Genomic DNA, 23525 nt, shown 5'->3' on the forward strand with positions numbered 1-23525 from the left:
GTTTTGCAGCCTTCCCCTTTGCCGGGGGAAGGCTTTTGTTGTGTGAGGTAATGTTATGGCAGATCCCAAAACCCCCATCATCTCCTTTCGGAACTTTTCCTTCCAGTACCGTGCCCAGAAGCAGCCCACGCTGCGCGGCATCGATCTGGACATCTATCCCGGCGAGCGGGTCCTCATTGCGGGACCGTCCGGCAGCGGCAAAAGCACGCTGGCGGGCTGCATCAACGGGCTGAATCCCTTCTCCAACCCCGGCGAGTGCACCGGCAGCCTGACGGTGGACGGCGTCGATGCGCCGCACAGCAGCCTGTTTGAACTGTCCGCCCATGTGGGCACGGTGCTGCAGGACCCGGACGGCCAGTTCATCGGTCTGACCGTGGGGGAGGACATCGCCTTTGCGCTGGAGAATGACTGCGTGCCGCAGCCCGAGATGAAGCAGGTGACGCAGCGCGTCGCCGACCTGGTGGGAATGGGCAACACCCTGGACTGTGCCCCGCACGAACTGTCGGGCGGCCAGAAACAGCGGGTCAGCATGGCGGGCGTCATGGTGGACAAGGTCCGCATCCTGCTGTTTGACGAGCCGCTGGCCAACCTGGACCCCGCCGCCGGCAAACAGAGCATCGAGCTGATCGACGAGATCCAGAAAAAGACCGACACGACGGTGCTCATCATCGAACACCGTCTGGAGGATGTCCTGTGGCGCAGCGTGGACCGCATCGTGCTGGTCAACGACGGCCGGATTCTGGCCGATATGCGCCCCGAGGAGCTGCTGTGCAGCCATCTGCTGGCGGAAAACGGCATCCGGGAACCGCTCTACCTGACGGCGCTGCGCTATGCCGGGGTGGAGCTCACGCCCGACAAGCACCCCGCCCATGTCAACACGGTGCAGCTCGACGAGGCCGACACCCGCCGCCTGCGCCAATGGTTCCATGCGGGCCGTGCGCCGCAACCGCAGCCCGAACCCCGGCCGCTGCTCGAGGTGCGCGGCGTCAACTTCGGCTATCACAAAAACCAGCACACGCTGCAGGACATCTCCTTCACGATCGGCCGCGGCGAGATGGTCAGCATTGTGGGCCAGAACGGCGCCGGAAAATCCACCCTCTCCAAGCTGATCTGCGGGTTTGAGACGCAGGACGCCGGCCAGATCTTCTTTGACGGCAAGGACCTGGCGGACCAGACCATCCGCAGCCGCGCCAGACACATCGGCTATGTCATGCAGAACCCCAACCAGATGATCTCCAAGACGATGATCTATGACGAGGTCGCCCTGGGACTGCAGGGCAGCGGCCTGTCCGATGCGGAGATCCGCAGCCGGGTGGAGGATACCCTCCGGATCTGCGGGCTGTATCCCTTCCGCAACTGGCCGGTCTCGGCGCTGAGCTTCGGCCAGAAAAAGCGGGTCACCATCGCCAGCGTGCTTGTGCAGCAGCCCGAGCTGATCCTGCTGGACGAGCCGACGGCCGGCCAGGATTTCCGCCACTATACCGAGATTATGGAGTTCCTGCGCGGCCTCAACGCCGAGGGCGTGACCGTTGTCATGATCACCCACGATATGCACCTGATGCTGGAATACACGCCCCGGGCGCTCGTGTTCTGCGCCGGACGGCTCATCGCCGACCGCAGCGCCGCCGAGGTCCTCTGCGACCCCGGCCTGATCGAACAGGCCGCACTCAAGGAGACCAGCCTGTTCACGCTGGCCAACCGCTGCGGCATCACGCCGCCCGAAGCGTTTGTGCAGCGCTTTATCGAAGAGGACCGGGAGGTGCGCGCCCATGGCTGCTAAGACCGTACTGAATTATCTTCCGCGTGAGAGTGTCGTCCACCGGCTGACCGGCACCGCCAAACTCGCGTTTTTCCTGCTGTTCACCTTTGCCAGCATGATCACCTACAACACCTGGGTGCTGCTCGGCCTGATGGTGGTCAGCTTTGCCGCGTTCCGGCTCAGCCGCATCCGCCTGCGCGAGGTGCGGTTCATGCTGATCTTCATGCTGGTGTTCCTGCTGCTCAACAACCTGTTCATCTTCCTGTTCGACCCCAACCAGGGCACGACGCTCTACGGCACCCGCCATCTGCTCTGCCACCTGTTCTGGCGGTACGACATCACGGCCGAACAGCTGTTCTACATGCTGAACATCTCGCTCAAATACTTTGTGGCGCTGCCGGTGGCCATCCTCTTCATCTCGGCCACCGACCCCAGCGAGTTCGCCGCCAGCCTCAACAGCATCGGCATCTCCTACCGGGTCGGGTACTCGGTGGCCATCGCGCTGCGCTATATCCCCGACATCCAGCGCGACTACCACAACATCAGTCAGGCCCAGCAGGCCCGCGGCGTCGAGCTGGGCCGCAGCGAACCCTTCTTTGCCCGGCTCAAAAACGCGGTCAGCATCCTGATGCCGCTCATCCTGACCAGCCTCAACCGCATCGATACGATCTCCAACGCGATGGAGCTGCGCGGCTTCGGCAAAAACCGGCGCCGCACCTGGTACTGCCGCCGTCCCTTCACCCGCAGCGACGTGATTGCCGTTGCGCTCGGCGCGTTGCTCTTCCTGCTCAGCCTGGCGGTCACGCTGCGCTTCGGCCGGTTCTATAATCCCTTTGTCTGAACAAGAGAAAAACGGCACGTTCCCGGATGGGAACGTGCCGTTTTGTTGTCAGGATGGGATCAGCGCCGTCCGGCACCGCCGCCGCGGGTGGAGCCGCCGCCCGAACGGAAGCCGCCGCCCGAGGGCCGGAACCCACCGCCGCTGCGGCCGAAGCCGCCGCCGTGGGACGAACCGCCGCCAAAGCCGCCGGGACCACCAAAGCCGCCGAAGCCGCCGAAACCGCCCGGAGGCGGCGGGGGCGGGGGACGCCGCGGCCGGCGGGGACGCGGGGGAATCCGCGGTCCGAAAAAGAAGAAGAGCGGCATCCCCACGGGCCGGCCCGGCCCGCCGTAATGGCGGGGCGCGGTCAGCAGCGCGAGGAGCAGCAGAACCACAAAGGTCAGGACCACGACGGTGACCAGCATCTGCGCCAGACCCGACGCATCGTGGCTGGGCTGCTCGACGCCGTCAGCCGTCACGCGGCCTTCCGCCACGGCGGCCAGGTCCATGTTCAGGCCGTAGACATCGGCAATCCGCTCGGCCAGGGCCAGCACGGTCTGGCGGGTGCCGGTGTCGTAGTCGCCGGCCACCCAGCTGCTCTCCATCTCGTCATAGAGCAGGTTGCTCAGCGTATCGCCCGAGAAGGCCGTCTCCAGCCCCTCGCCGGGCGTGACCCAGTAGTTGTCCTCGCCGGTGGCCAGAAGCAGCAGTACGCCGTTGTCCTGGCTGCTGTCTCCCAGACCCCAGGCCTGGAACACCTCGTAGGCAAAGCCCTCCATCGTGTTGTTGCCGATGTAGTCGGTGGTGTACACGCCGATCTGGGCGCCGCAGCTCTCCTGCAGGGCCACCGTCAGGTTGGTGATGTAGGTTTCGGTGTCGCGGTTCAGAATGTTGGCGTTGTCCGCCACACAGGAGTCCGAACGGATTCCCTCCGGCGTGGCAGCCGCTGCCGGCACCGCGGCCGCTGCCATCAGCAGCACCGCCGCCGCCAGCGACACCGTGCGTTGCAAAGCGTTGCGCAATGCGGGTTCCTCCCTTCCCGTCAGGAGGACGCAGGCCCGTAGGCCTCCGCCTCATCGACGCCCCACAGCGGGGCAAGCAGATTCGCCGGGAACGCGCCCAGCGTTTCGTTGAATTCCCGGGCCGCCGGGGTGTAGTCCTGGGCGATCTCCCGCTCCAGGATGGCCTGGGTGCTCGCATAGTCGGCACTGAGCCCCTCAATGCGGTCCAGCGCGCTGCCCGAAGCCTGTGCCCGGGCCGTGTTGTACAGATCATCGACGGCGCTGTCCAGCGAGGTGATCAGTGCATACTGGGCGGACGGCGTCGCGGGGGTGGTCTGCCACTGGTCAATCAGGGCAGCGGTCTGCGTGCAGCGGGGGTCCTCCTCGCCCAGCACGCTCTGGCACTGCCGCAGCAGGTTGGCGGCGTTGTCAATCTGGGTGTTCAGGTCGTCCTGGATGCCGTGGCCGTGTTCGTTGACCGACGCCGAATACACCGCCGTCACGCGGCTGCGGGCGGCGCGCAGTCTGGCCCCGCTGATGCCGAACACCGACAGCACGACCGCCAGCGCCAGCACGGCCAGCGCCGTCGGACGCCGCCGGGCCGGGGCGGGAAGACGGGATTCCGCCTTGCCGAACACCTCCAGCTGCGGGCCCTTGATTTCAAATGTCTCGTTCTGTTCCAGCTGCATGAATGGCTCCTGCAATGGTTACTGGTTGAGGTCCAGAAGTTTCTGCTTCAGTTCGCCCTCAATCCGGCCCAGCTCCTGCTCGGCGGCGGCGCGCTTGGCCTTGCCGTCGGCACGGATCTTGTTCAGCTCGTCCAGCGTGCTGATCAGCTGCTGGTTGGTCTCCTTGAGGGTCTCAATATCCACAATGCCGCGCTCGGACTCCCGCGCAATGTCCAGCGTGCCCTGTTTCAGGGTGGCGGCGTTCTTGCGCAGCAGTTCGTTGGTGGCGTCGGTCACGGCGCGCTCGGCCTGCATCGCCTGCTGGCTGTGCGCCATGCCCAGGGCCAGCACCATCTGGTTTTTCCACAGCGGAATCGTGTTCACGACGGTGGTCTGGATCTTCTGCGCCATCATCGTGTCGTTGCTCTGGATCAGCCGGATCTGCGGGCCCATCTGGATGCTGATGTTGCGGGTCAGCTCCAGGTCATAGAGCTTTTTCTCAAACCGGTCGCACTGATCGGCCAGGTCGCGGGCGGCCTGGGCATCCTCGGGCAGGCCGGTGCGGCGGGCCTTCTCCTCGGCGTCCTTCAGAGCGCCGGCGCGGGTCTGCTCGAGCTTTTTGCGGCCCGCCAGGATATACATGCTCAGCTCCTTGAAGTACACCAGGTTCAGCTGGTACATCTTGTCCAGCATCGCGATGTCCTTGAGCAGCGTGACCTGGTGATCCTCCAGCTTGGCGCGGATGCGCTCGACGTTGACATCCGCCTTGTCGTACTTGAGCTTGAGGTCCTCCAGGTCGTTCGCCTTCCTGCGCAGAAAACCGAAAATGCCCTTCTGGTTCTCCTCGGTGGCGTCAAAGCCCTGCAGCTCGCCGATCAGGTCGGTGATGAGCTTGCCGGTCTCGCCCATGTCCTTGGTGCGCACCCGCGACAGCGCCGTGTCGGAAAAATCACTGAGCTTTTTCTGGCTGGCGGCGCCGTACTGCAGGATCATCTGGGAGTTGCTCAGATCAATCTTGGCGGCAAAATCCTCCACCATCTTCTGCTCCTCGGGGGACAGCGGCGTGTCCTCCACCGTCACCGGCGTCGCCTTCTTGGCGTCCTCGACCACTTTGGCATCGGCCTCGGGGTCCAGCGTCAGACTCGGGGCGGGGTCCGCGTCCAGCGTCAGGGAAGGCGCGGCGGGCACGTTCAGGTCAAAATCCATCTCAGCCATGCGGCAATCGTTCCTTTCTTGTTGGGTTATTCGGCCAGGTTCTGGCTCTTCAGTATCTGTTCCAGCACCTCAATGTCGGTGGAAATATCCATCGCCTCGGCAGAGTACAGCGCATCCAGCTGGTTCTCGAACGCCGTCGCCATCGTGCCGGCGTTGCGGCGCACCTCGCCGAGAATCTGATCGGCGTTCTCGCCCCGGATGCCGCCCTGTTCCATCCGCACATAGGTGCTCATGATCTTGACGACCTCCGGCAGATAGTACCGGGCAAACCGGTCCACCGTGCGGGCCTTGTCGGGCTTTTGCTCCACGGCGGCCGCAATGCCCCGGCCGGCCTTCTCCATCCGGTCCAGCTGACGGGACAGCTCCTCGTCGGGAATATCGCGGTTGAGCGCCTGCAGCGCATCCAGGTTGGCGGCAATGCCGTTGAGCATCGCGTCGGTGCTCTCGCTGCCCGTGGCGAACGGGATCTCCACCCGCCGCACCCGGGTGGGGCACAGCCGGGCCGTCACCAGATACACCGCCAGGCTCAGCACCGCGGCCGCCGCCAGCCATCCGGCCTTGTACAGCGGCAGCACCAGCGCCGCGACCGGCCAGACCAGCGCTGCCAGATAGAGCGGCAGCACCGGGCGGGAACGCTTTTCAATCCACTTGCTCATCACAAACTCCTTGCTGGGTCCGACAGGAAAATATATGGCTTCATTATAATGCAAAGGCTGTCGCTTTGCAAACGATTTTGCCCGCCGGAACACAGCGCCGGTCCCTTTTTACGAAATATTTACAAACGGCCCCAGCGCCCGGCCCCAGGCATCCAGCAGCCGGTCGGGCGTCCAGGCGGCGTTGGCCGGACTGGTGGAGGGCAGCACCGTGGCGGGCATCCCGGTCAGCGGCTCGGCGTAGCGGCGGTACAGCCGCCCGCTGGTCGCCCCGTTGCAGAAAACCGCCTCCACGCCCAGCCGGGCAATCAGGCCGGCCAGGTCGTTGGGTTCGACGTCGCGGATGGAGGCATCCGAGGCGCCGCGGATCGAACAGCTGCGGATCACATCCCAGAGCGCCAGACCGTGCCCGAGAAGGATGGCCCGCTTGGCCGCAAGGTCATCCCAGGCGGGCACCGGCTCGCCGGTCAGCCGGGCCATCAGAGGCCAGAACCGGTTCTGGGGATGGCCATAGTAAAAGCCCTGGGCCCGGCTTCTGGGGCTGGGAAAACTGCCCAGGATCAGCGCGCGGGCGCCCTCCGGCGCGAAGAGGGGCGGCAGACCCGGCCCCACCCGGGTGTAGGGGGCGGCGGGCATCTCAGAACGCCTCCGGCCAGAGGGTGCGGCAGAGCTGCGCCACCCCGTCGGGGGCGGCCTGCGGCCCGAGCGCCTTGGCGGCGGCGCGGGCCCCGGCGGTGCCGTTCGCCATGCAGTAGGAGATCCCGGCGGCCCGCAGCATCCCGGCGTCGTTCTCGCCGTCGCCGATGGCCACGCAGTCGGCCGCCGTCAGCCCGATCCGGTCCAGCAGCACCTGCAGCCCCACGGCCTTGTCCTGCCCGTCGCGCAGGATGTCGCAGGCGTCGGCGCCGTAGTGCAGGAAGCGCAGTCCCAGATAGCCGTATTTTTCCTGGAAGCGCGCAATGCCCTCCTGCGGCACAAGACCGAAGGCCGAGAAGGGCAGATCGGTCAGATGCCGGTCCTGGTCCTCGCCGTCCACCAGACAGCCTTCCAGCGCGGCGGCCTTCTCCCGGGCCTGCATGGCCGGATAGTCCAGATAGACGTATCCGCCGTCCGAGAAGCTGAATCCCAGCGCATACTCGTAATCTTCGCAGAAATCCACCAGCGCATACATCTCCTCCGGCGTCATGCGGGAGGCGTACAGCTCATTGCCGGCGGCATCCTCCACCTCGGCGCCGGCCGAGCAAATCCAGTAATCGGGGCGGATGCCGCGCAGCATCCGGGGCGGAATCTCCGCCCGGCAGCGTCCGGTGGCAATGGCCACCTGTACGCCGTGGCGCTGTACGGCCGCCACGGCATCGGCATTTTCCCGCGGTACGCGGGGCTCCCCCTGGGGGCGCAGCGTGCCGTCAATATCCAGAATCAACAGTTGGGGCATGGGTCTGAACTCCTTCCGGTTGCAAAAACATTATCCCTATTATACCAAATCCCGCGGCAAAGTCTAGCCGGAACCCCGCGGGCATAAGCTGGAGCGGGGGTGAGCAGAGTGGGACGGGATCTGGATTTTTCAAGAAGCGGGCGTCCGCGCCGGGGCAGGGGCCTGTGCCGGGTGCTGGCTGCGGCGGTCTGCATTGCGGTGCTGGGGGTGCTGGCCGCCCGGGTGTGGGGGCTGGGACTGCCCCGGCGGCTGGCGGACCGCCTCTGCGATGCCCGGGTCGCGGCCCTGCAGCGGCAGAATGCGGCGCTCCGCACGGCGCTGGCCGGTACGGCGGGCCTGACCGAGGAGAACGCCGCCCTGCGCACGCTGCTGGACTGTGTGCCCGAACCGGCCGCGTCCTGGCAGCCGCTGTGGGTCACGGCGCGGTGGCCGGGCGGTTTTTCGCTGGAATCGGGGGGCCGGGCCGGGGCGGCGGTGGTGGACCGGTCGGGGCGTTTTGCGGGAATCCTTGCCGAGAGCGGCCGGGTGGACCCGGCGGGGCAGGGCAGCGGGGCTGTGGCCTGCCGGGTCGGCACGGCGCTCGGGGTGCTGGCGCGCCGCGGCACGGCGCTGCTTGTGACCGATCTGCCGGCGGGCACCGTCTGTGAAGCCGGGGCGCCGGTGGTCACGGCGGACGGCGGCTGGTGGGTCGGATGCGCCGCCGCGGCCCCCGAGGCCGAGCCGGGCAGCCTGGCAATGACGCTGACCCTGGCGGATACCGCCGACGAGGGGGACTGCCTGTATTTTGCCGGGGCGTGACAAATTCCCTGCCGGGGGTGTATAATAACGGCAGGCCGGGGGCGGCGCAGCTCCCCGCCGGGACCGATCTGCTGCGCCGAACACTCCGGGAGGGACCCAGGCCATGAAGAAAAACAACGGTAAACCGCGCGTCAAGATCCTGCTGGCGATCTGCCTGGCGGTGTTTGTCCTTTTCTTTGTGCGGCTGTTCTGGATGCAGTTCGTCATGGCGGATCACTATGCCGAACGGGTGGCCCAGGCTTCCCGGACCGGGTACACTGTCACGCTCCCGGCGGCACGGGGGCGCATCACCGACCGCGACGGGCAGACGCTTGCCTCGGACGGCACGGTCTATGACCTCTCTTTGTGTGTTCCGGCACCGCCGGGCACCGAATTGCAGCAGACGCTGCGGACGTTGGAACAGCTCGGATGGGGCGGCAAGGATGTGGAAACACAACTTGCCGCCTTTTGTTCTGCCGTTTCGTCGGGGGAACTGCCGCTGGCGCAGGGCATTACCGACGAACAGCGGCAGGCGCTGCTGGCCTCCGGCCTGCCCCAGAGCGGGGCGGTGCGGCTGACCCCGCGGGGCGAGCGGGTCTGGGCGCAGGGCAGCCTGGCGCCCCAGATTCTCGGCGGCGTCGGGCCGCAGACCGAGACCACCCGGGACGAATCGCTCCCCGCCGACGCCCTGATCGGCCGCTGGGGGCTGGAAGCCGCCTATGACGAGGTGCTGCGCGGGCAGGACGGCACGCTGCGGGTGACGGTGGACCGCAGCACGGGCAGCCGCACCGAGGAGGTCGAGGCGGAACCCCGGACCGGCGGCACGCTGGTGCTGGCGCTGGACGCCGATCTGCAGCGCACGGTGCGGCAGGCTCTGCAATCCCAGATCGAGGCTTTGCAGACCGGCAAGCCTGCCGGCGAAGGGCGGGAGGCCTGTGCCGGGGCGGCCGTCGTGGCGGACCCGCGCACCGGCGAGATCCTGGCCGCCGTCAGCCTGCCGGACTATGACCTCAACGGCTGGCAGGACCGGTATGCGGCGCTCAGCGCCGACCCCGGCGCGCCGCTCGTCGACCGGGCCGAAACCGGCCTCTATGCCCCCGGTTCGGCCTTCAAGCCCGCCGTGGCGGCGTCCGCGCTGGCGGCGGGCGTCATCACCCCCGCCTCGACGGTGCGCTGTACCGGCCGCTATTCCTACTATGCGGGCTATCAGCCGGGCTGCCTGCAGCTCAACCACAGCGGGGCGGTGGATCTGCTCACGGCACTGCGGTGCAGCTGCAACATCTTTTTCTATGATGTGGGGCGCCGCGTCGGGGTGGATGCCTTTGCGGCGACGGCCCGGCAGCTGGGCCTTGCCGCCGATGCCGGGGCCGAGCTGCCCGCCGCGGCAGGGCGGCTGACCACGACGCAGGACGACAACTACCAGGCCGGCCTGACGCTGATGGCCGCCATCGGGCAGGGAAATGCGGCGGTCACGCCGCTGCAGCTGGCCGCCTACGCCTGCGCGCTGGCCCGGGACGGGGAACGCCCGGCCCTGCATTTTGCGCTGCGCACCGAGGCCGCGGACGGCACGGTTCTCTGGCAGCAGGAGCCCAGCGTGCTGGACCGGGCGCCCGGCGGGGCGGAGGTCTTTGCCCCCATCCGGGAAGGGATGGTCCAGATGGCCTCGACGCTGCGGGTGCTGCGGGAAGCGCCGGTCACGCTGGCCTGCAAGACCGGCAGCCCCCAGTTGGCCGAACAGCTGCCGGACGGCGGGCACTATACCAACTCGGTTCTGATCGGCTACGGCCCCGCCGAATCCCCCGAATTTGCCGCCGCCGTGGTCATTGAATACGGGGGCGGCGGCGCCAATGCGGCCCCCGTCATGCGGGCCATTGCGGACTGGTGGGCGGCGCAAAAAAACCTTGGATGAACTTTTCGACTTTTGTCCACATCGGGGGTGGGGAAAACTTCCGAACCGCCCCGAAGGCCCGGGATTCTTGGTGGTTTTGTGGCAAATTGCCGATTTTTTACATCCAAAATCAGTAGTTTGCCCACTTGACAGGGCGTTTTATCCGCTCCGTTATGTTGAAAGGTTTTCCACAGCCTGTGGAAAACTGCCCCCCAAATGGTGGAAAACCGGCTCAGCGGCAAGGTTTTCAACGCTTTCAACAGGGTTTTCAACATCCCCGGAGGAAAACTTTTCCAGTACGTTTTGTATAAACCGCGATTCCACGAAAAAGACGGGCGGATTTCCGACAAAAGAATTTGCACTTTTGACGCCTCGGACAGGGTGACAAAACGGGGGGATTTGTGCTATACTGTATCTGTATAATTCTCATTGTGTGTCAACAGGCCGAAGGTACGGCCTTTCGTGAAAAAATGAAGGAGTCTGCATGGATAACAGGAACCGGGCCGCAGCGCCCGCACAAAAAGAACCCAACGAACACCCCGATACGCTGGTGTGGGGCAAAAATGCCGTGACCGAGCTGCTCAAGAGCGGCACCGGCGTGGATACCCTGCTCCTGGCGGACAGCCTGGAACCCCGGGCGGCCGGCTACTATACGGCGCTGGGCAAACAGAGCGGCGCCGTCATCAAGCGGGTGCCCTCCGGCAAGCTGCAGAAACTCTGCGGCACCGCCGATCATCAGGGCGTGGCCGCCTGGGCGGCGCGCATCCAGTACGCGACCCTCGACGACCTGCTGGCGGCGGCCCGGGAAAAAGGCGAGCCGCCTTTTCTGGTGCTCTGCGACGGCATCGAGGACCCGCACAACCTGGGCGCCATCCTGCGCAGTGCGCTGCTGTGCGGCGCGCACGGCGTCGTGATTCCGCGGCGCGGCGGTGTGGGTGTGACCGGCACCGTCATGAAGGCCAGTGCCGGCGCGGCGGCGCGCATCCCGGTGGCCCGCGTGGCCAACCTGAGCCAGGCTATCCGGCAGCTCAAGGAACAGAACATCTTCGTCTACTGTGCCGACCTGGGCGGCACCCCGCTGGAACGGACTGACCTGTCCGGCGCGGTGGCGCTCGTGCTGGGCAGCGAAGGCGCCGGGCCCGGCGCGCTGGTGCGCAAACTCTGCGACGGCGCCGTGACCCTGGATATGGCCGGCGGCGAGACCGGCGTGGACAGTTATAATGTGAGTGTGGCGGCCGGCATCCTGCTGTACAACATCATGCAGCGCCGCAAGGGCTGAACCATCCCGCACCCAAAAGGGGAGAACAAAATGCCAAGCAAACGTACAAACGATTCGGTGGACCGGATTCTTGAGGAACTCAGCCACGAGCAGGCGGAACAGGGCGTGCGCGACAGCGTCACCGACCGCCAGGTCGATGCGATCCTGCAAAGTATGGGTCTGGACAGCCGCAGTTCGGCGTCCGCCCACAGCGGGGTCTCGCTGGGCCCCATCCAGAAGGAAGATCTGCCCAAGATCAAACTCAATGCGGCCGACATCACGGCCACCACGGACCGGTTCTCCACAACCATCCTCGACGATCTGCTCGGGGACCTGCCCAGCCTGCGGGCCGCCAAGGCCGGCCGGGCTCCGCGCCCGGCTGCGCCCTCCCCCCGCCGCAGACCGGCCGTACAGGATATACAGAATGTAGAATCCAAAGAAACTGTACAATCTGAAGAAACGCCCCGGCCCCAGCCCGCACCCCAGCCGCAGCCCGAGGCCCGGCCTGCCCGCACGGCGCCGCAGCCCAGCCAGCCGGAACCGCAGCAGCCCGCGCCCGAACAGCCCGAACCCGAGCAGCCCGCCCGGACCGGTGAGCTCGGCGATACGACCCGCACCGGCATCATCAAGGATTTTCTGAAAAAGATGGTCCCGACCGATGAGAGCAACGACCAGCGGGCCCTCAACCGCGGCAAGCAGCAGTTCCAGGACTTTTTCGGCGAAAGTGCCGCCGTCCTGCCGGACGAGAAGGGCCGCCTGGTGGACCCCAGCAAGAAAAAGAAGCGGTTCGGTCTGGGCAGTGCGGCGGACACCGGCGCCTTTGTGCCGATCAGCCTGCTCGGCGATGCCGACACGCAGGACGCCGGCCGGGAGCCCGAACCCGAACCGGAGCACGCCGCTCCCAGGAAGCCCGGCCTGCTGGCCCGGCTGTTCGGCGGAACGGCCCGCCGGGAGGCCCCGCAGCCGGAACCCGAGGAACCGCAGGCCGAGGCGCCGACCGAGGCGCTGCCCACCGAGGCCGAGACCTATCCCGACAGCGGCACGGCGCAGGAGAGCCTCGAGTTCTCGCTGCCCAGCGCCACCCAGGCGGGCATCCGGCTGTCGGACGGCACGCTGTCCATGCCCCGGCAGGACACGGCGCCCGCCGAGCCCGCCCGCACCGAATCCCGGCAGCAGACCTCCACCATCTACCGCAAAAAGCGGGATACCGTGGAATTCCTGCCCCGCAAACATCGCCGCGGCCGCACTGTCACGGAGGCCGAACCCCAGCCCCGCCCCACCGAGCCGGTGGGCGAGCCGGTCATGACCTCCAACGCGCAGCTGCCCCCCGAACCGATGCCCGAGCCGGAACCGGTCCGCGAGCCGGCCGAACAGCCGGAGCGCCGGTCCGCCGCCCCGGTGCCGGAAGATACGTTTGAAAACCTGGCCCCCGAGGTCGTCCAGACGATGACCGGCCAGGTCCGCCTGACCGAGATCGCCTCCGGCGCGGCCCAGGCGTCCGCCGCCCCGCAGCCCGCCCCCGCCGCATCCCCGGCCGAGGACGAGCCCGAGGAGGAAGAAAACTTTGATGCCCTCCTGGACACCCCGGTGGAGGAAAAGCCCAACACCGCCGAGTTTGTGTGGGAGATTGCCCAGTCCATCAACGGACCGCGCCCCGCCGCAGCCGGCGGCACGGCCCCCCGCAAGGCTGAACCCTCCGCCAAGCCGGAGCGGTTCCAGAACGCGGCGCAGTATCTCAGCGACATCCAGGCCGAGAACGACGCGGTGGAGAAGCAGGAGAAGGCCGAGAAGGCCCGCCGCCGCACCCGTCTGACCGGCCGTCCCGCCGACGAGAAGAACGCCGACGCCGAGGCCCCCTTTGATGAGAAGTCCGAGGCGCCCCGCCGCCGCGAGTACGAGAGCGCCGACGACGCCCCCGCCGTGCGGCAGGAACTCGAACAGCGGGTCCTGTTCCAGACCATCACGGCGATTGTCTGCGGCGCGGCGGCCCTGGTGCTGGTCTGGCTGGGCACCTCCGCGGTCAGCGGCACCCCGCCGATGCCTGCGGCCCTGGACCCCGCGGCGGACCCCGCGCCGTTGCTCATCACAACGCTGATCCTGCTCATTGCCGCCTGCGCCGCCTCCTGGCAGACGCTGCTCAACGGCGTCCTGGGCTTCCTGGGACACCGCCGCGGCTCGGCGGCGGACAGCATGCCGACGCTGGCGGCCCTGGGGGCCGTGCTGCAGTGCCTGGTCTTTCTGTTCAAGCCGGAGTGGTACAGCGCCAACCGGCTCTGCCTGCTGGCCGGCCCGGCGGCCCTGCTGCTCTGCGGCAACGCGGCCGGCAAGGCGCTGGATGCCCGCACCGTGCGGGAGAACTTCCGCCTGGTCAGCGCCGGCGTGGACCACGCCGTGGCCCACCGCATCAAGGACATCTCGGTGCTGCACACCGTCACGGCGGGCCTGGCCGAACCGCGCCCCAACGTGCTGGTCAGCCGTCCCACCCGCCTGCTCAAGGGATTCCTTGCGGGCAGTGATTCCCGCCGCACCTCTGACAAGAATCAGCAGCAGTTTGCGCGGATGCTGGCGCTCTGCGCCCTGGCCGCCTTCGTGTTCACCCTGTTCTACCAGAAGAGCCCCGGCATGGCCTTCACGGTGCTGGCGTCGGTGCTCTGCTTCGGCACGCCGCTGGCCGGCACCCTGATCTCGGCGCTGCCCATGTGGCTCATGCAGCGCAGCGCGGCCCAGATCGGCGCCGTGGTGCCCGGCTGGAAGGATATCCGCATCCTGGGCCAGATCAATGTGCTTCAGGTCACGGCGCAGGACCTCTTCCCCAAGGGCTGCATCACGCTGGGCGGCATCCGCGCCATCCCCAAGGGCGAGATCGAGAGCGCCATTGTGGATTCCGCCTCGCTGCTGGATCTCTCCAACAGCCCCCTCAAGAATGCCTTCCTCGAGATGACCGGCAACAACCGCAAACTTCTCAAGAAGGTCACCAACTTTGAAACCATCTACGGCATGGGCTACCTCGGCTGGATTGAGGACAAGCGTGTCCTGTTCGGCTCCCGCCGCCTCATGGAACGGTATGAGGTCAAGGTGCCCAGCATGGAATACGAGCGCCGCCACACCGTCAACCAGCGCCGGATGATCTATCTGGCAGTCTCGGGCGAGCTGCGCGGCATGTTCCAGGTGGCCTACCAGAGCGACCCCGACACCGCCGCCGTGCTCGATACCCTGCAGAAAGCCAACATCTCGCTGATCGTGGACTGCGACGACTTCAACTGCGATGAAACGCTGCTCCAGACCGCGTACAACCTGTCGGCCGGTACCGTCAAGGTGCTGTCCGGCAAGGAGCGCGAGGCCCTCAACCCCGCTGTGGCCTGGCTGCCCGAGAGCGAGGGCAATATGCTCCACCTGGGCAGCTTCGCGAGCTTTGTCGGCGGCCTCGAAGCCGCCGCCGGCGCCGCCGAGGGCGAACACAAGGCCTCGATGGTGCTGTCCGCCTCGGTGCTGATCAGCTGTGTCCTGGCCGTCATCATGGTGCTGGCGGGCGGTCTGGCCGGCCTGCCGCTGCCCGTGATGGTCCTGTATCAGATTGCCTGGGCCGTCATGGCGATGATCTTCCCGATGCTGCAGCGCTACTGAGCGCGCCGTCGGGCCGTATCCCTACAATACAAGCAAAGGACGTTGCGTTATGTACCGCGCCAATCATCTTCAGATGAGCATCTATGACTATCTGCCGCCCTACCACGGCGAGCTGGCGGAGCAGAACCGCTGGGTCCGCCTGGCGGAGGCGATTGACTGGGATGCCTTTGAACAGGAGTACAGCACGCTGTTCGCGGCGGGGGGCAAGGCCGCCATCCCGGCGCGGATGGCCTACGGCAGCCTGATCATCCGGGCCGCCTACCATGCCACCGACCGGCAGACCATTGCCCTGGTGCGGGAAAGCCCCTATCTGCAATATTTCCTGGGCTTTGAAACCTTCACCGACCACGTCCCGTTTTCCCCGCGCAGCATGGAACGGTTCCGCACCCGCATCCCGGCCGAGAAGGTCCGGGAAGCCGTCCGGCTGCTCAAGACCTTTGAAACACCCAAATAAGGAGATTTATGGAACTGATCTTGGATTCTTTGCTGGACGCTCTGATCGACGGGGCCAAAATGCTGCCCTTTCTGTATCTGGCATACCTGCTGATCGAGTGGCTGGAGCGCCACCATGGCCAGCGCATCGAGAATGCCCTGGCCGGCGGCGGCCGCTGGGGCTTTGTGCCCGGCGCCCTGCTGGGCTGCGTACCGCAGTGCGGATTCTCCGCCGTGGCGGCCAACTTCTATGCCAGCCGGGTCATCACGCCCGGCACACTGCTGGCCGTCTTTGTGGCAACCTCCGACGAGGCCATCCCGCTGCTGGCCGCCGAACCGGAACTCTGGGGCAGTCTGATCGCCCTGCTGGTCCTCAAGGTGGTGTTCGGCATGGCGGCCGGCTTTGTGCTGGATGTGCCGCTGCGCCGGATTCTGCCCGCCAGCCTGTACGGCGGCTATGCGGGCCACGCCGATGAGGTGGACTGCCACGAGGAACACGAGGAACACAGCGGCATCTTCCTGGCGGCCCTGCGCCATACGCTGGAAATCTTCCTCTTCATCCTGCTGTTCAGCTTTGCCATCGGGCTGATCTTCGGCCTGGTGGGCGACACCGCCGCGGCCAACTTCCTGGGCAGCCTGGGCCTGTTCCAGCCCCTGGTGGCGGCCCTGATCGGCCTTGTCCCCAACTGCGGCGCCAGCGTGCTGCTGGCCCAGCTCTATGTGCAGGGGGTCATCTCCTTCGGCAGCCTCTTTGCGGGGCTGTGCGCCGGGGCCGGCATCGGGCTGGCGGTGCTCTGGCGGGTCAATCCCAGCTGGAAACAGAACCTCTTCATGACCGGTCTGCTGTGGGCCTTCGGCGCCTGCTGCGGCATCCTGCTGATGTGGGTTTAATTCCCCGCAAATCTAAAAAAGCGCTCCTGCGACGGCACAGGCCGCCCGCAGAGCGCTTTTTGTTTTGTCAGTGCTGCCGCCGCCGTGCCAGCTCGACCGCGTTGGCGCGCACCGTGTCGCGGTCCAGCGGATAGAGCAGCCACAGCACGGCCGCCACGGCCAGGAACCCGATCATCGGCACCAGACAGGACAGCCGGAAGATTCCCTCGGTCACGGCGGGGTCAAAGGCGGTGGCGTCGCTGTACCCGATCATCGTCAGCAGACCGCCCACCATGCCGGAGGACAGCGCCTGCCCGATCTTGCGCGCAAAGGAGTATACCGCATAGATCGTGCCGTCCTCCCGCACCCCGTTGCGCAGCTCGGCGTCGTCGATCACGTCGGTGATCATCGCCCAGATCACGACGTTGAAGAAGCCCGCCCCCACAAAGGCCGCCGTGTAGAACGCCACATACAGATAGGCGTTGTCGGGGTGGGCCGCCAGACAGAGCAGATAGACCAGCCCGCCCGCCAGCATCGAGACCGCGGCCAGCTCCTTCTTGCCGAACCGGTCGCTCAGCCGCACCGCAAAGGGGGCGCAGATCAGCAGCACGGCCAGCGACCCCGTGAAGGAGGAGAGGGACTGTGCCGAGGCGCTGCCGTAGAAGTTCGGGAACACATAGGCGGCCATGCCCTGCATGCCCAGCTGGGCCAGAAGCAGCAGCACGGCGGCAGCGAGGATGCCCAGCAGCGCCCGGTTGGAGAGCAGACTGCGCAGCATCCGCCCGATGTCCAGCCGGGTGTTGTTGCGGGGCACCGGCACCCGCTCCTCGACCAGCCGGTAGCAGATCAGATAACACACGACGGCCAGCAGCGAAAAGACCCCTGCAATGACGGTCATCCGCGGCCCGGACAGCACGGTGCGGCCCGCTACCGTCACATAGGCGAACATCGGGGTCCCCACGCCGATGACCATCGAGGCCAGCGTGGAACCGATGGTGCGCCAGACCGACAGCGCCGACCGGTCCTTGGGCTCCGGCGAGATGGCCGAGGCCATCGACCCGTAGGGAATGTTGACGGCGGTGTAGAACACCGACCCCCACAGCACATAGGTCACGGTCATCCAGACCAGACGGAATGCGTAGGACCGGCCGGCAAACCCTGACTGATAGATCAGAAAGGAGGCGACGGCCACCGGCCCGCACATCCGCAGCAGCCAGGGCCGGAACTTGCCGGCGGGGGTGGGGCTGGACCGGTCGACGATCTGCCCCATGGTCACATCGGTGAAGGCGTCCAGAAACCGGGCGGCCATCATCAGCAGTCCGACCACGGCGGCCGGAATCGCCATCACGTCGGTGTAGAACTTCATCATGAACCCCGACGAGAGCAGAAAGGTGAAGTCGTTGCCGAAATCACCGAACATATATCCCACCTTGTCCCGCAGGCCGAAGGGCCGGCGGGCGGCGGGGACGGATGGATTTGTCATAGTTGCAGCTTCCTTTCCGGTTGTTCGCCGGCGACAGAGCGCCGGCCGTCACCCTTTAGTATGGCCGGAAAAGTGCGCAAAACAAAGGACGCGGCGTGCATCCCGTGAAAAAGCCCGGTCTTTCACGGAGCGCACGCCGCGCCGAAGGAAGAAACTTACAGATGGAGCACGCGGTCCCGGATCTCGGCCGTGCGGCCCTGGTTCCAGAACTGGGTGCCGATATAGCCGCAGGTGCGGCGGGCAACGTTCAGCTTGCTCTGGTCGCGGTTGTGGCAGTGGGGGCACTCCCAGACCAGCTTGCCGTCGTCCTCGACGATCTTGATCTCGCCGTCGTAGCCGCACACCTGGCAGTAGTCGCTCTTGGTGTTGAGCTCGGCATACATGATGTTGTCATAGATGAACTGCATCACCTTGATGACGGCTTCCAGATTGTCCTGCATGTTGGGCACTTCCACATAGCTGATGGCGCCGCCCGGGGACAGACGCTGGAATTCGCTCTCGAACTTCAGCTTGGTGAAGGCATCAATCTTCTCGCTCACATGGACATGGTAGCTGTTGGTGATGTAGTTGCGGTCGGTGATGCCGGGCACGATGCCGAACCGTTTCTGCAGGCACTTGGCGAACTTGTAGGTGGTGGATTCCAGCGGCGTGCCGTACAGCGAATAGTCGATGTTCTCGGCCGCCTTCCACTCCTGGCACTTGTCGTTCATATGCTGCATCACGCTCAGCGCAAAGGGCTTGGCGGAGGGATCGGTGTGGCTCTTGCCGGTCATATACTTGCAGCACTCGTACAGGCCCGCATAGCCCAGGCTGATCGTCGAGTAGCCGCCGTACAGCAGCTTGTCGATGGGCTCGCCCTTCTCCAGGCGGGCCAGGGCGCCGTACTGCCACAGGATGGGCGCTGCGTCGGACAGCGTGCCCTTCAGACGGTTGTGGCGGCACTGCAGGGCGCGGTGGCACAGCTCAAGGCGCTCGTCAAAGATCTTCCAGAACTTATCCATGTCGCCGCCCGAGGACAGCGCCACGTCGGGCAGGTTGATCGTCACGACGCCCTGGTTGAACCGGCCGTAATACTTGGGCTTGCCCGGCTCGTAGTTCTTGGCGCGGGCCACGTTGTCCCAGCCGTTGCCCGAACGGTCGGGCGTCAGGAAGCTGCGGCAGCCCATGCAGGTGTACACGTCGCCGTGACCCTCGGTCTCGCCCTTGGACAGCTTGTATTCCCGCATCTTCTTCTCGCTGATGTAGTCCGGCACCATCCGCTTGGCGGTGCACTTGGCGGCCAGCTTGGTCAGGTAGAAGTAGGGCGTGCCTTCGCGGATGTTGTCCTCCTCCAGCACATAGATCAGCTTCGGGAACGCCGGGGTGATCCAGACGCCGGCCTCGTTCTTGACGCCCTGGTAACGCTGACGCAGCATCTCCTCGATGATGATGGCCAGGTCGGACTTGAGGCGCTGGTTGTCGCCGGCCTCGTTGAGGTACATGAACACCGTGATGAAGGGCGCCTGGCCGTTGGTGGTCATCAGCGTGACCACCTGGTACTGGATGGTCTGCACGCCGCGCTTGATCTCCTCGCGCAGACGGCCTTCCACGATGGCGGACAGCTTCTCCTCGCCGGGATCAATGCCCAGCTCGCGCATCTCGGCCTCGGTGTCGCGGCGGATCTTCTTGCGGCTGATGTCCACAAAGGGCGCCAGATGCGTCAGGCTGATACTCTGGCCGCCGTACTGGTTGGACGCCACCTGCGCAATGATCTGGGTTGCGATGTTGCAGGCCGTCGAGAAGGAATGCGGCTTCTCGATCAGGGTGCCCGAGATGACGGTGCCGTTCTGCAGCATGTCGTCCAGGTTCACCAGGTCGCAGTTGTGCATATGCTGGGCATAATAGTCGGCGTCATGGAAGTGAATGATGCCCTCCTCATGCGCCTTGACGATGTCCGCCGGCAGCAGCATCCGCATCGTCAGGTCCTTGCTGACCTCGCCGGCCATATAGTCGCGCTGCACGCTGTTGACGGTGGGGTTCTTGTTGGCGTTCTCCTGCTTGACTTCCTCGTTGTTGCACTCAATCAGCGAGAGAATGCGGTCGTCGGTGGTATTGTGGGTGCGCTTGAGACCCTGCACATACCGGTAGGTGATGTACTTGCGGGCAACCTCGTAGGCGCCGGTGGCCATGATCGCATCCTCCACCAGATCCTGGATCTCCTCGACGTTCATCGCGTGGCCGCGGCTCTGGCACTGCTGCGCAACCTGATCCGCAACGCTCAGGATCTGTTCTTTGGACAAGCGCAGGTTGGCAGCCACAACATTGTTGGCTTTGGACACGGCGGCTATAATTTTGGAAATATCAAAGACGGCTTCGCTGCCGTTGCGCTTGATGATCTTCATGGTGATTCTCCTTCATTGACCCATAACAGTGAAAAAAGCCCGCGGGGGGCTTGCCGGTGCATCTTCCCCACGGCGCCGGGGCCGCAGGAGAAAGTATGATTATCTTATCGCATCCGCCGGGGAAAGTCAAGGCCCTGCACCTCAATATATTGTGGTGCGCCTCAAAAATATGCCTAAATGTTCCACAACCGGCGATGATGCGCGCAAAAATCAAAGTGCTGAATTTCGGCCCGTTTTTTTAGCAAAAATGGGCATAATTTTCAAAAGTACGTCATAACGAGAAATATGGGGCCGGGGGCGTCTTGCTTTTCGGTCCCGGGGCTGGTATACTGATCCCAGACGGGCAGATGCTGGGCCGGATTGCCGCCCGGACACAACATCTGGTACCCCCAACGAACCGGAAGGAAGAATACGACTGTGAATTACGCAACGATCAAATACTGTGATATCGCCAACGGGGAAGGCGTCCGCACGAGCCTGTTTGTCTCGGGCTGCCGGCGGCACTGCCCCGACTGCTTCAACGCCGTGGCCTGGGATTTTGACTACGGCCAGCCCTTTGACAAGGCGGTGCGCAACCAGATCCTGGGCAGCCTGGCCCCGGAGTACGTCAACGGGCTTTCGCTGCTGGGCGGGGAACCCTTCGAGCCGGAGAACCAGCGGGCGCTGGTGCCCTTCCTGCACGATGTGCGGGTGCTCTATCCCAACAAGACCATCTGGTGCTATACCGGCAACGTCTACGAAACCGAGCTGCTGCAGCCCAGCCATGCCCGGTGTGAGGTCACCGACGAGATGCTCAGCCTGATCGACGTGCTGGTGGACGGCGCCTTCCTCAAGGACGAGTACGACATCAGCCTGCGGTTCCGCGGGTCGGGCAACCAGCGCATCCTGGACCTCAACGCCTCGCGGGCGGCGGGCCATGCGGTGCTGTGGCAGGATGACCCGATCTTTGCCGACCACAAGATGTAAGGCGGCCGCCCGGCGGAAAATTCATAATTTCCACTTGTTTTGCACCGGGCCGGGTGGTATACTGACACTAAATTATCACGTCCCGCTGCGGACGGTCTGAAAGGAGCTTTGTCTTATGGCCAAACTGCATCTTTTGCCCATTGTGATCGGCGCCGCGGTCGGCGTCGGCGCCTATGTGCTGGGGAAATATCTGAGCGCGAAGGAAGAGGAGGACCTGGTGGAAGGTGACGTTGCCGGGGAGGAACCCGCCGACGAGCCCGCATCCGACGAGGAGACGCCGTCCGACAGCGCCCCCGAACAGCCCGCCGCACAGCCGGCCCCCGAGGAGCCGGTGGGCACCGTGAACATTCCCATCGCCACCCCCGATGACGAGACCCCCAACGCCAACCCGGTGCGGGATGTCACCGAGCCGGCCAAGCGCAATGAGGACGGCACCGTGGACCCTACCACCATCGCCAAAGCAGAAGATTTCGGCAACTGGGAGGAGACCGGCTGCCGCGGATGACGCTTTGACCCCTGAACCATGCAAAACGCCCGGAAAGGCCGCAGCCTTTCCGGGCATTTTTTTGGCCGGTATCCGGGAAACCATCCAAGAATTCCGTTGTGTTTTTGTAAAAACTGTCGCTATCAAGCGCGGAACGCCTGTGTTACAATGAGAAGGAAATCTTTACCCGGAAAAGGAGGAAGCATGATGAAAAAACAACAGGTGTTGACCGCCTTGCTGACAGGTGCCCTGGCCTGTCTGCTCTGGGCGGTCCCGACGGCAGCCGAATCGGTCGAGACGCTCCCTGACGGCACGACGACGGTAGAGGTGGACACCGCCGAAGTCGCCGAGGCGCCGCTCTATGAGGCGTCCTCCGAGCTGATCCCGCTCGCAACGCCGACCGAGCTGTCCTGGAACAACGACGGCAATCCGGATCACCTTCTGAACGGCACCCTCAATTTCCGCAGCGTTCCCGAATGCGAAGGCGTCTACGGCTACACGATCTACCGTGACGGCCAGAAGTTTGCCAGCGGGGAATGGAGCGGCCTGGGACCCAACGAGTACGGCTATTCCCGGATGAATACCTCCGGCAAAATCAATGAGAGCGGAACCTACGTCTTTGAGGTCTGGGCCATCGGCGACGGCCGCACCTACAGCAACAGCGCCGTGGCGACCAGTGAGCCGTTTGTCTACCAGCGTCCGGATGTCCAGACCGGTCTGGCCACCGACCTGCACTGGGATGCCGAAAATCCGGCCAAGGCGGTCTATACGCTGCCGGCGGACATCATCGGCTACACGGTGGAACTGTACTGGCGCAGCTCTGAGTCCGACGAATGGCAGAGCCGCAGCGCCACCACCTATCACTACTTCGAGATTTCCGACTCGGTCGTCACCCGGAACAGCGACATGAGCCAGTATATGGACCGTGCGGGACTGTATGCCTTTACCGTCACCACCTGCAGCCCGGACATCCTGAAGGTGGCCAACGGCGACGAATCCGCCATGAGCGACCCGGTGGACGTGACCGCGCTGATGACCAACATCAACAACAGCGTGAAGGAGCAGCTGACGGCCATCGAGCAGGGCACCGCCACGGTGGATGACGCCAAGAAGGCGCTGACTGAGCAGCCGGTGCAGACGCTCCGCGTGGGCATGCAGGCCAGCGAGGAGACCTTCGGCCTCATCCAGAAGACCGAGGATCTCTACAATCAGGAAAAGGGAATCAAGGTCTCCACCGAGATCAGCAATGTGGACCTTGACGGGGTCAGCATCATGGGCGCCGGTCTGAATGCCGCGCCCGACCAGAAGAACGTGACGCTGCGCATCGACCGTCCCGAGAAGCCGGACCGCGTACTGAATCCGATGCTGCGCAGCGTGCTGCAGGTCAGCATGAAGCTGGACGGCGTCGCACAGAGCGGAGAGCTCGATGTGCCGGTCGTCATCACGATGCCCGTGCCGGAGGACTCCTTCCGGAAGGCGCTGCGGGTGCTGCACTATCACGGCGACGGCACGGTGGAAGTCATCTGGCCCACCTTTGTCACGGTGGACGGCGTCGAGATGATCCGCTTCTCGCTGACCAGCTTCAGCGATTTTGTGCTCGCCGAAGAGGCCACGCAGGACACCTACACCGGCTGGAGAACCGAGGACGGCAAACAGTTCTGGTATGAAAACGGCGTCAAGCAGGGCACGACGGGCCGCGGCAAGGAAATCTATGACCCCGGTTCGGATGCCTGGTACTGGCTGGACGCCATCCAGGGCGGCGCCAAGGCCGTCGATAAAGAGGTCTACATGGACTACGAGGGCATGCAGGG

Annotated in this window: 19 protein-coding genes; 11 read left to right on the forward strand and 8 right to left on the reverse strand. The window is 65.2% G+C overall.

From position 1 onward, the window contains the following. The first annotated feature begins 55 nt into the window (after positions 1–55). Both U0L91_RS01620 and U0L91_RS01625 read left to right on the forward strand, forming a co-directional pair. Positions 56–1780 carry an ABC transporter ATP-binding protein gene (locus U0L91_RS01620; RefSeq protein ID WP_330044315.1) on the forward strand — a complete coding sequence of 575 codons (1725 nt, stop codon included), beginning with the start codon at positions 56–58 and terminating at the stop codon, positions 1778–1780. Next, a complete protein-coding gene (locus U0L91_RS01625) occupies positions 1770–2600 on the forward strand; it encodes an energy-coupling factor transporter transmembrane component T family protein (protein WP_330044317.1) in 831 nt (276 codons plus the stop codon). The genes U0L91_RS01620 and U0L91_RS01625 overlap by 11 nt, the downstream gene beginning before the upstream one ends. A 59-nt stretch (positions 2601–2659) precedes the next feature. Here the strand turns inward: U0L91_RS01625 and U0L91_RS01630 are convergent, their stop codons facing one another. The 6 genes from U0L91_RS01630 to U0L91_RS01655 form a co-directional block, all read right to left on the reverse strand. Next, positions 2660–3601 (reverse strand): TPM domain-containing protein, encoded by a 942-nt coding sequence (locus U0L91_RS01630; protein WP_330044319.1) that lies wholly within the window; start codon positions 3599–3601, stop codon positions 2660–2662. Positions 3602–3621: 20 nt separating this feature from the next. Further along, the gene (locus U0L91_RS01635) at positions 3622–4269 is read right to left on the reverse strand and encodes a hypothetical protein (protein WP_330044321.1); all 648 of its coding nucleotides are present in this window, start codon (positions 4267–4269) and stop codon (positions 3622–3624) included. A gap of 18 nt (positions 4270–4287) precedes the next feature. Further along, positions 4288–5454, reverse strand: a complete 1167-nt coding sequence (locus tag U0L91_RS01640; protein WP_481804512.1) for a toxic anion resistance protein — start codon at positions 5452–5454, stop codon at positions 4288–4290. 35 nt (positions 5455–5489) lie between these two features. Continuing rightward, complete coding sequence (locus tag U0L91_RS01645) at positions 5490–6119, reverse strand: 5-bromo-4-chloroindolyl phosphate hydrolysis family protein (RefSeq protein ID WP_330044324.1); 630 nt, start codon at positions 6117–6119, stop codon at positions 5490–5492. A gap of 108 nt (positions 6120–6227) precedes the next feature. Next, positions 6228–6752 (reverse strand): DNA-deoxyinosine glycosylase, encoded by a 525-nt coding sequence (locus U0L91_RS01650; protein ID WP_330044326.1) that lies wholly within the window; start codon positions 6750–6752, stop codon positions 6228–6230. Position 6753: 1 nt separating this feature from the next. After that, positions 6754–7551 carry an HAD family hydrolase gene (locus U0L91_RS01655; protein ID WP_330044327.1) on the reverse strand — a complete coding sequence of 266 codons (798 nt, stop codon included), beginning with the start codon at positions 7549–7551 and terminating at the stop codon, positions 6754–6756. Between the two features lie 108 nt (positions 7552–7659). Here U0L91_RS01655 and U0L91_RS01660 point away from each other — a divergent pair, with 108 nt between their 5' ends. From U0L91_RS01660 to U0L91_RS01685, 6 genes are all read left to right on the forward strand, one after another. Beyond that, a complete protein-coding gene (locus U0L91_RS01660) occupies positions 7660–8349 on the forward strand; it encodes a hypothetical protein (protein WP_330044329.1) in 690 nt (229 codons plus the stop codon). 103 nt (positions 8350–8452) lie between these two features. Further along, a complete protein-coding gene (locus tag U0L91_RS01665) occupies positions 8453–10237 on the forward strand; it encodes a peptidoglycan D,D-transpeptidase FtsI family protein (protein ID WP_330044330.1) in 1785 nt (594 codons plus the stop codon). Positions 10238–10700: 463 nt separating this feature from the next. Then, positions 10701–11495 (forward strand): 23S rRNA (guanosine(2251)-2'-O)-methyltransferase RlmB, encoded by a 795-nt coding sequence (gene rlmB, locus U0L91_RS01670; protein ID WP_330044331.1) that lies wholly within the window; start codon positions 10701–10703, stop codon positions 11493–11495. Between the two features lie 30 nt (positions 11496–11525). Further along, complete coding sequence (locus U0L91_RS01675) at positions 11526–15098, forward strand: hypothetical protein (RefSeq protein ID WP_330044333.1); 3573 nt, start codon at positions 11526–11528, stop codon at positions 15096–15098. Between the two features lie 49 nt (positions 15099–15147). After that, positions 15148–15552, forward strand: a complete 405-nt coding sequence (locus U0L91_RS01680; RefSeq protein ID WP_330044335.1) for a transposase — start codon at positions 15148–15150, stop codon at positions 15550–15552. An 8-nt stretch (positions 15553–15560) separates the two neighbouring features. Then, on the forward strand, positions 15561–16421 hold the full coding sequence (locus U0L91_RS01685; protein WP_330044336.1) for a putative manganese transporter: 861 nt from the start codon (positions 15561–15563) through the stop codon (positions 16419–16421). A gap of 67 nt (positions 16422–16488) precedes the next feature. On the opposite strand, the gene U0L91_RS01690 is transcribed toward U0L91_RS01685, so the two are convergent. Beyond that, positions 16489–17883 carry an MFS transporter gene (locus U0L91_RS01690; protein WP_330044337.1) on the reverse strand — a complete coding sequence of 465 codons (1395 nt, stop codon included), beginning with the start codon at positions 17881–17883 and terminating at the stop codon, positions 16489–16491. A 155-nt stretch (positions 17884–18038) separates the two neighbouring features. Further along, entirely contained in the window at positions 18039–20264 is a 2226-nt protein-coding gene (nrdD, locus tag U0L91_RS01695; RefSeq protein WP_330044338.1) for an anaerobic ribonucleoside-triphosphate reductase, read from the reverse strand. A gap of 417 nt (positions 20265–20681) precedes the next feature. Between nrdD and nrdG the strand changes: the two genes are divergently transcribed. The 3 genes from nrdG to U0L91_RS01710 all read left to right on the forward strand — a co-directional run. After that, a complete protein-coding gene (gene nrdG / locus U0L91_RS01700) occupies positions 20682–21230 on the forward strand; it encodes an anaerobic ribonucleoside-triphosphate reductase activating protein (RefSeq protein WP_330044340.1) in 549 nt (182 codons plus the stop codon). A gap of 115 nt (positions 21231–21345) precedes the next feature. Next, entirely contained in the window at positions 21346–21735 is a 390-nt protein-coding gene (locus U0L91_RS01705) for a hypothetical protein (protein WP_330044342.1), read from the forward strand. 186 nt (positions 21736–21921) lie between these two features. Continuing rightward, on the forward strand, positions 21922–23525 hold a 1604-nt coding region (locus U0L91_RS01710; RefSeq protein ID WP_330044344.1), incomplete at its 3' end, for a hypothetical protein.

The sequence above is a fragment of the Gemmiger sp. genome (genome assembly GCF_036306485.1).
GTDB lineage: Bacteria > Bacillota > Clostridia > Oscillospirales > Ruminococcaceae > Gemmiger.

What these genes read in the sequence shown, in the direction of transcription:
- U0L91_RS01620 (WP_330044315.1), top strand. Translation starts at nt 56, where the DNA reads ATGGCAGATCCCAAAACCCCCATCATCTCCTTTCGGAACTTTTCCTTC.
- U0L91_RS01625 (WP_330044317.1), top strand. Translation starts at nt 1,770, where the DNA reads ATGGCTGCTAAGACCGTACTGAATTATCTTCCGCGTGAGAGTGTCGTC.
- U0L91_RS01635 (WP_330044321.1), bottom strand. Translation starts at nt 4,269, where the DNA reads ATGCAGCTGGAACAGAACGAGACATTTGAAATCAAGGGCCCGCAGCTG.
- U0L91_RS01640 (WP_481804512.1), bottom strand. Translation starts at nt 5,454, where the DNA reads ATGGATTTTGACCTGAACGTGCCCGCCGCGCCTTCCCTGACGCTGGAC.
- U0L91_RS01645 (WP_330044324.1), bottom strand. Translation starts at nt 6,119, where the DNA reads ATGAGCAAGTGGATTGAAAAGCGTTCCCGCCCGGTGCTGCCGCTCTAT.
- U0L91_RS01650 (WP_330044326.1), bottom strand. Translation starts at nt 6,752, where the DNA reads ATGCCCGCCGCCCCCTACACCCGGGTGGGGCCGGGTCTGCCGCCCCTC.
- U0L91_RS01655 (WP_330044327.1), bottom strand. Translation starts at nt 7,551, where the DNA reads ATGCCCCAACTGTTGATTCTGGATATTGACGGCACGCTGCGCCCCCAG.
- U0L91_RS01665 (WP_330044330.1), top strand. Translation starts at nt 8,453, where the DNA reads ATGAAGAAAAACAACGGTAAACCGCGCGTCAAGATCCTGCTGGCGATC.
- rlmB (WP_330044331.1), top strand. Translation starts at nt 10,701, where the DNA reads ATGGATAACAGGAACCGGGCCGCAGCGCCCGCACAAAAAGAACCCAAC.
- U0L91_RS01675 (WP_330044333.1), top strand. Translation starts at nt 11,526, where the DNA reads ATGCCAAGCAAACGTACAAACGATTCGGTGGACCGGATTCTTGAGGAA.
- U0L91_RS01680 (WP_330044335.1), top strand. Translation starts at nt 15,148, where the DNA reads ATGTACCGCGCCAATCATCTTCAGATGAGCATCTATGACTATCTGCCG.
- U0L91_RS01685 (WP_330044336.1), top strand. Translation starts at nt 15,561, where the DNA reads ATGGAACTGATCTTGGATTCTTTGCTGGACGCTCTGATCGACGGGGCC.
- U0L91_RS01690 (WP_330044337.1), bottom strand. Translation starts at nt 17,883, where the DNA reads ATGACAAATCCATCCGTCCCCGCCGCCCGCCGGCCCTTCGGCCTGCGG.
- nrdD (WP_330044338.1), bottom strand. Translation starts at nt 20,264, where the DNA reads ATGAAGATCATCAAGCGCAACGGCAGCGAAGCCGTCTTTGATATTTCC.
- U0L91_RS01705 (WP_330044342.1), top strand. Translation starts at nt 21,346, where the DNA reads ATGGCCAAACTGCATCTTTTGCCCATTGTGATCGGCGCCGCGGTCGGC.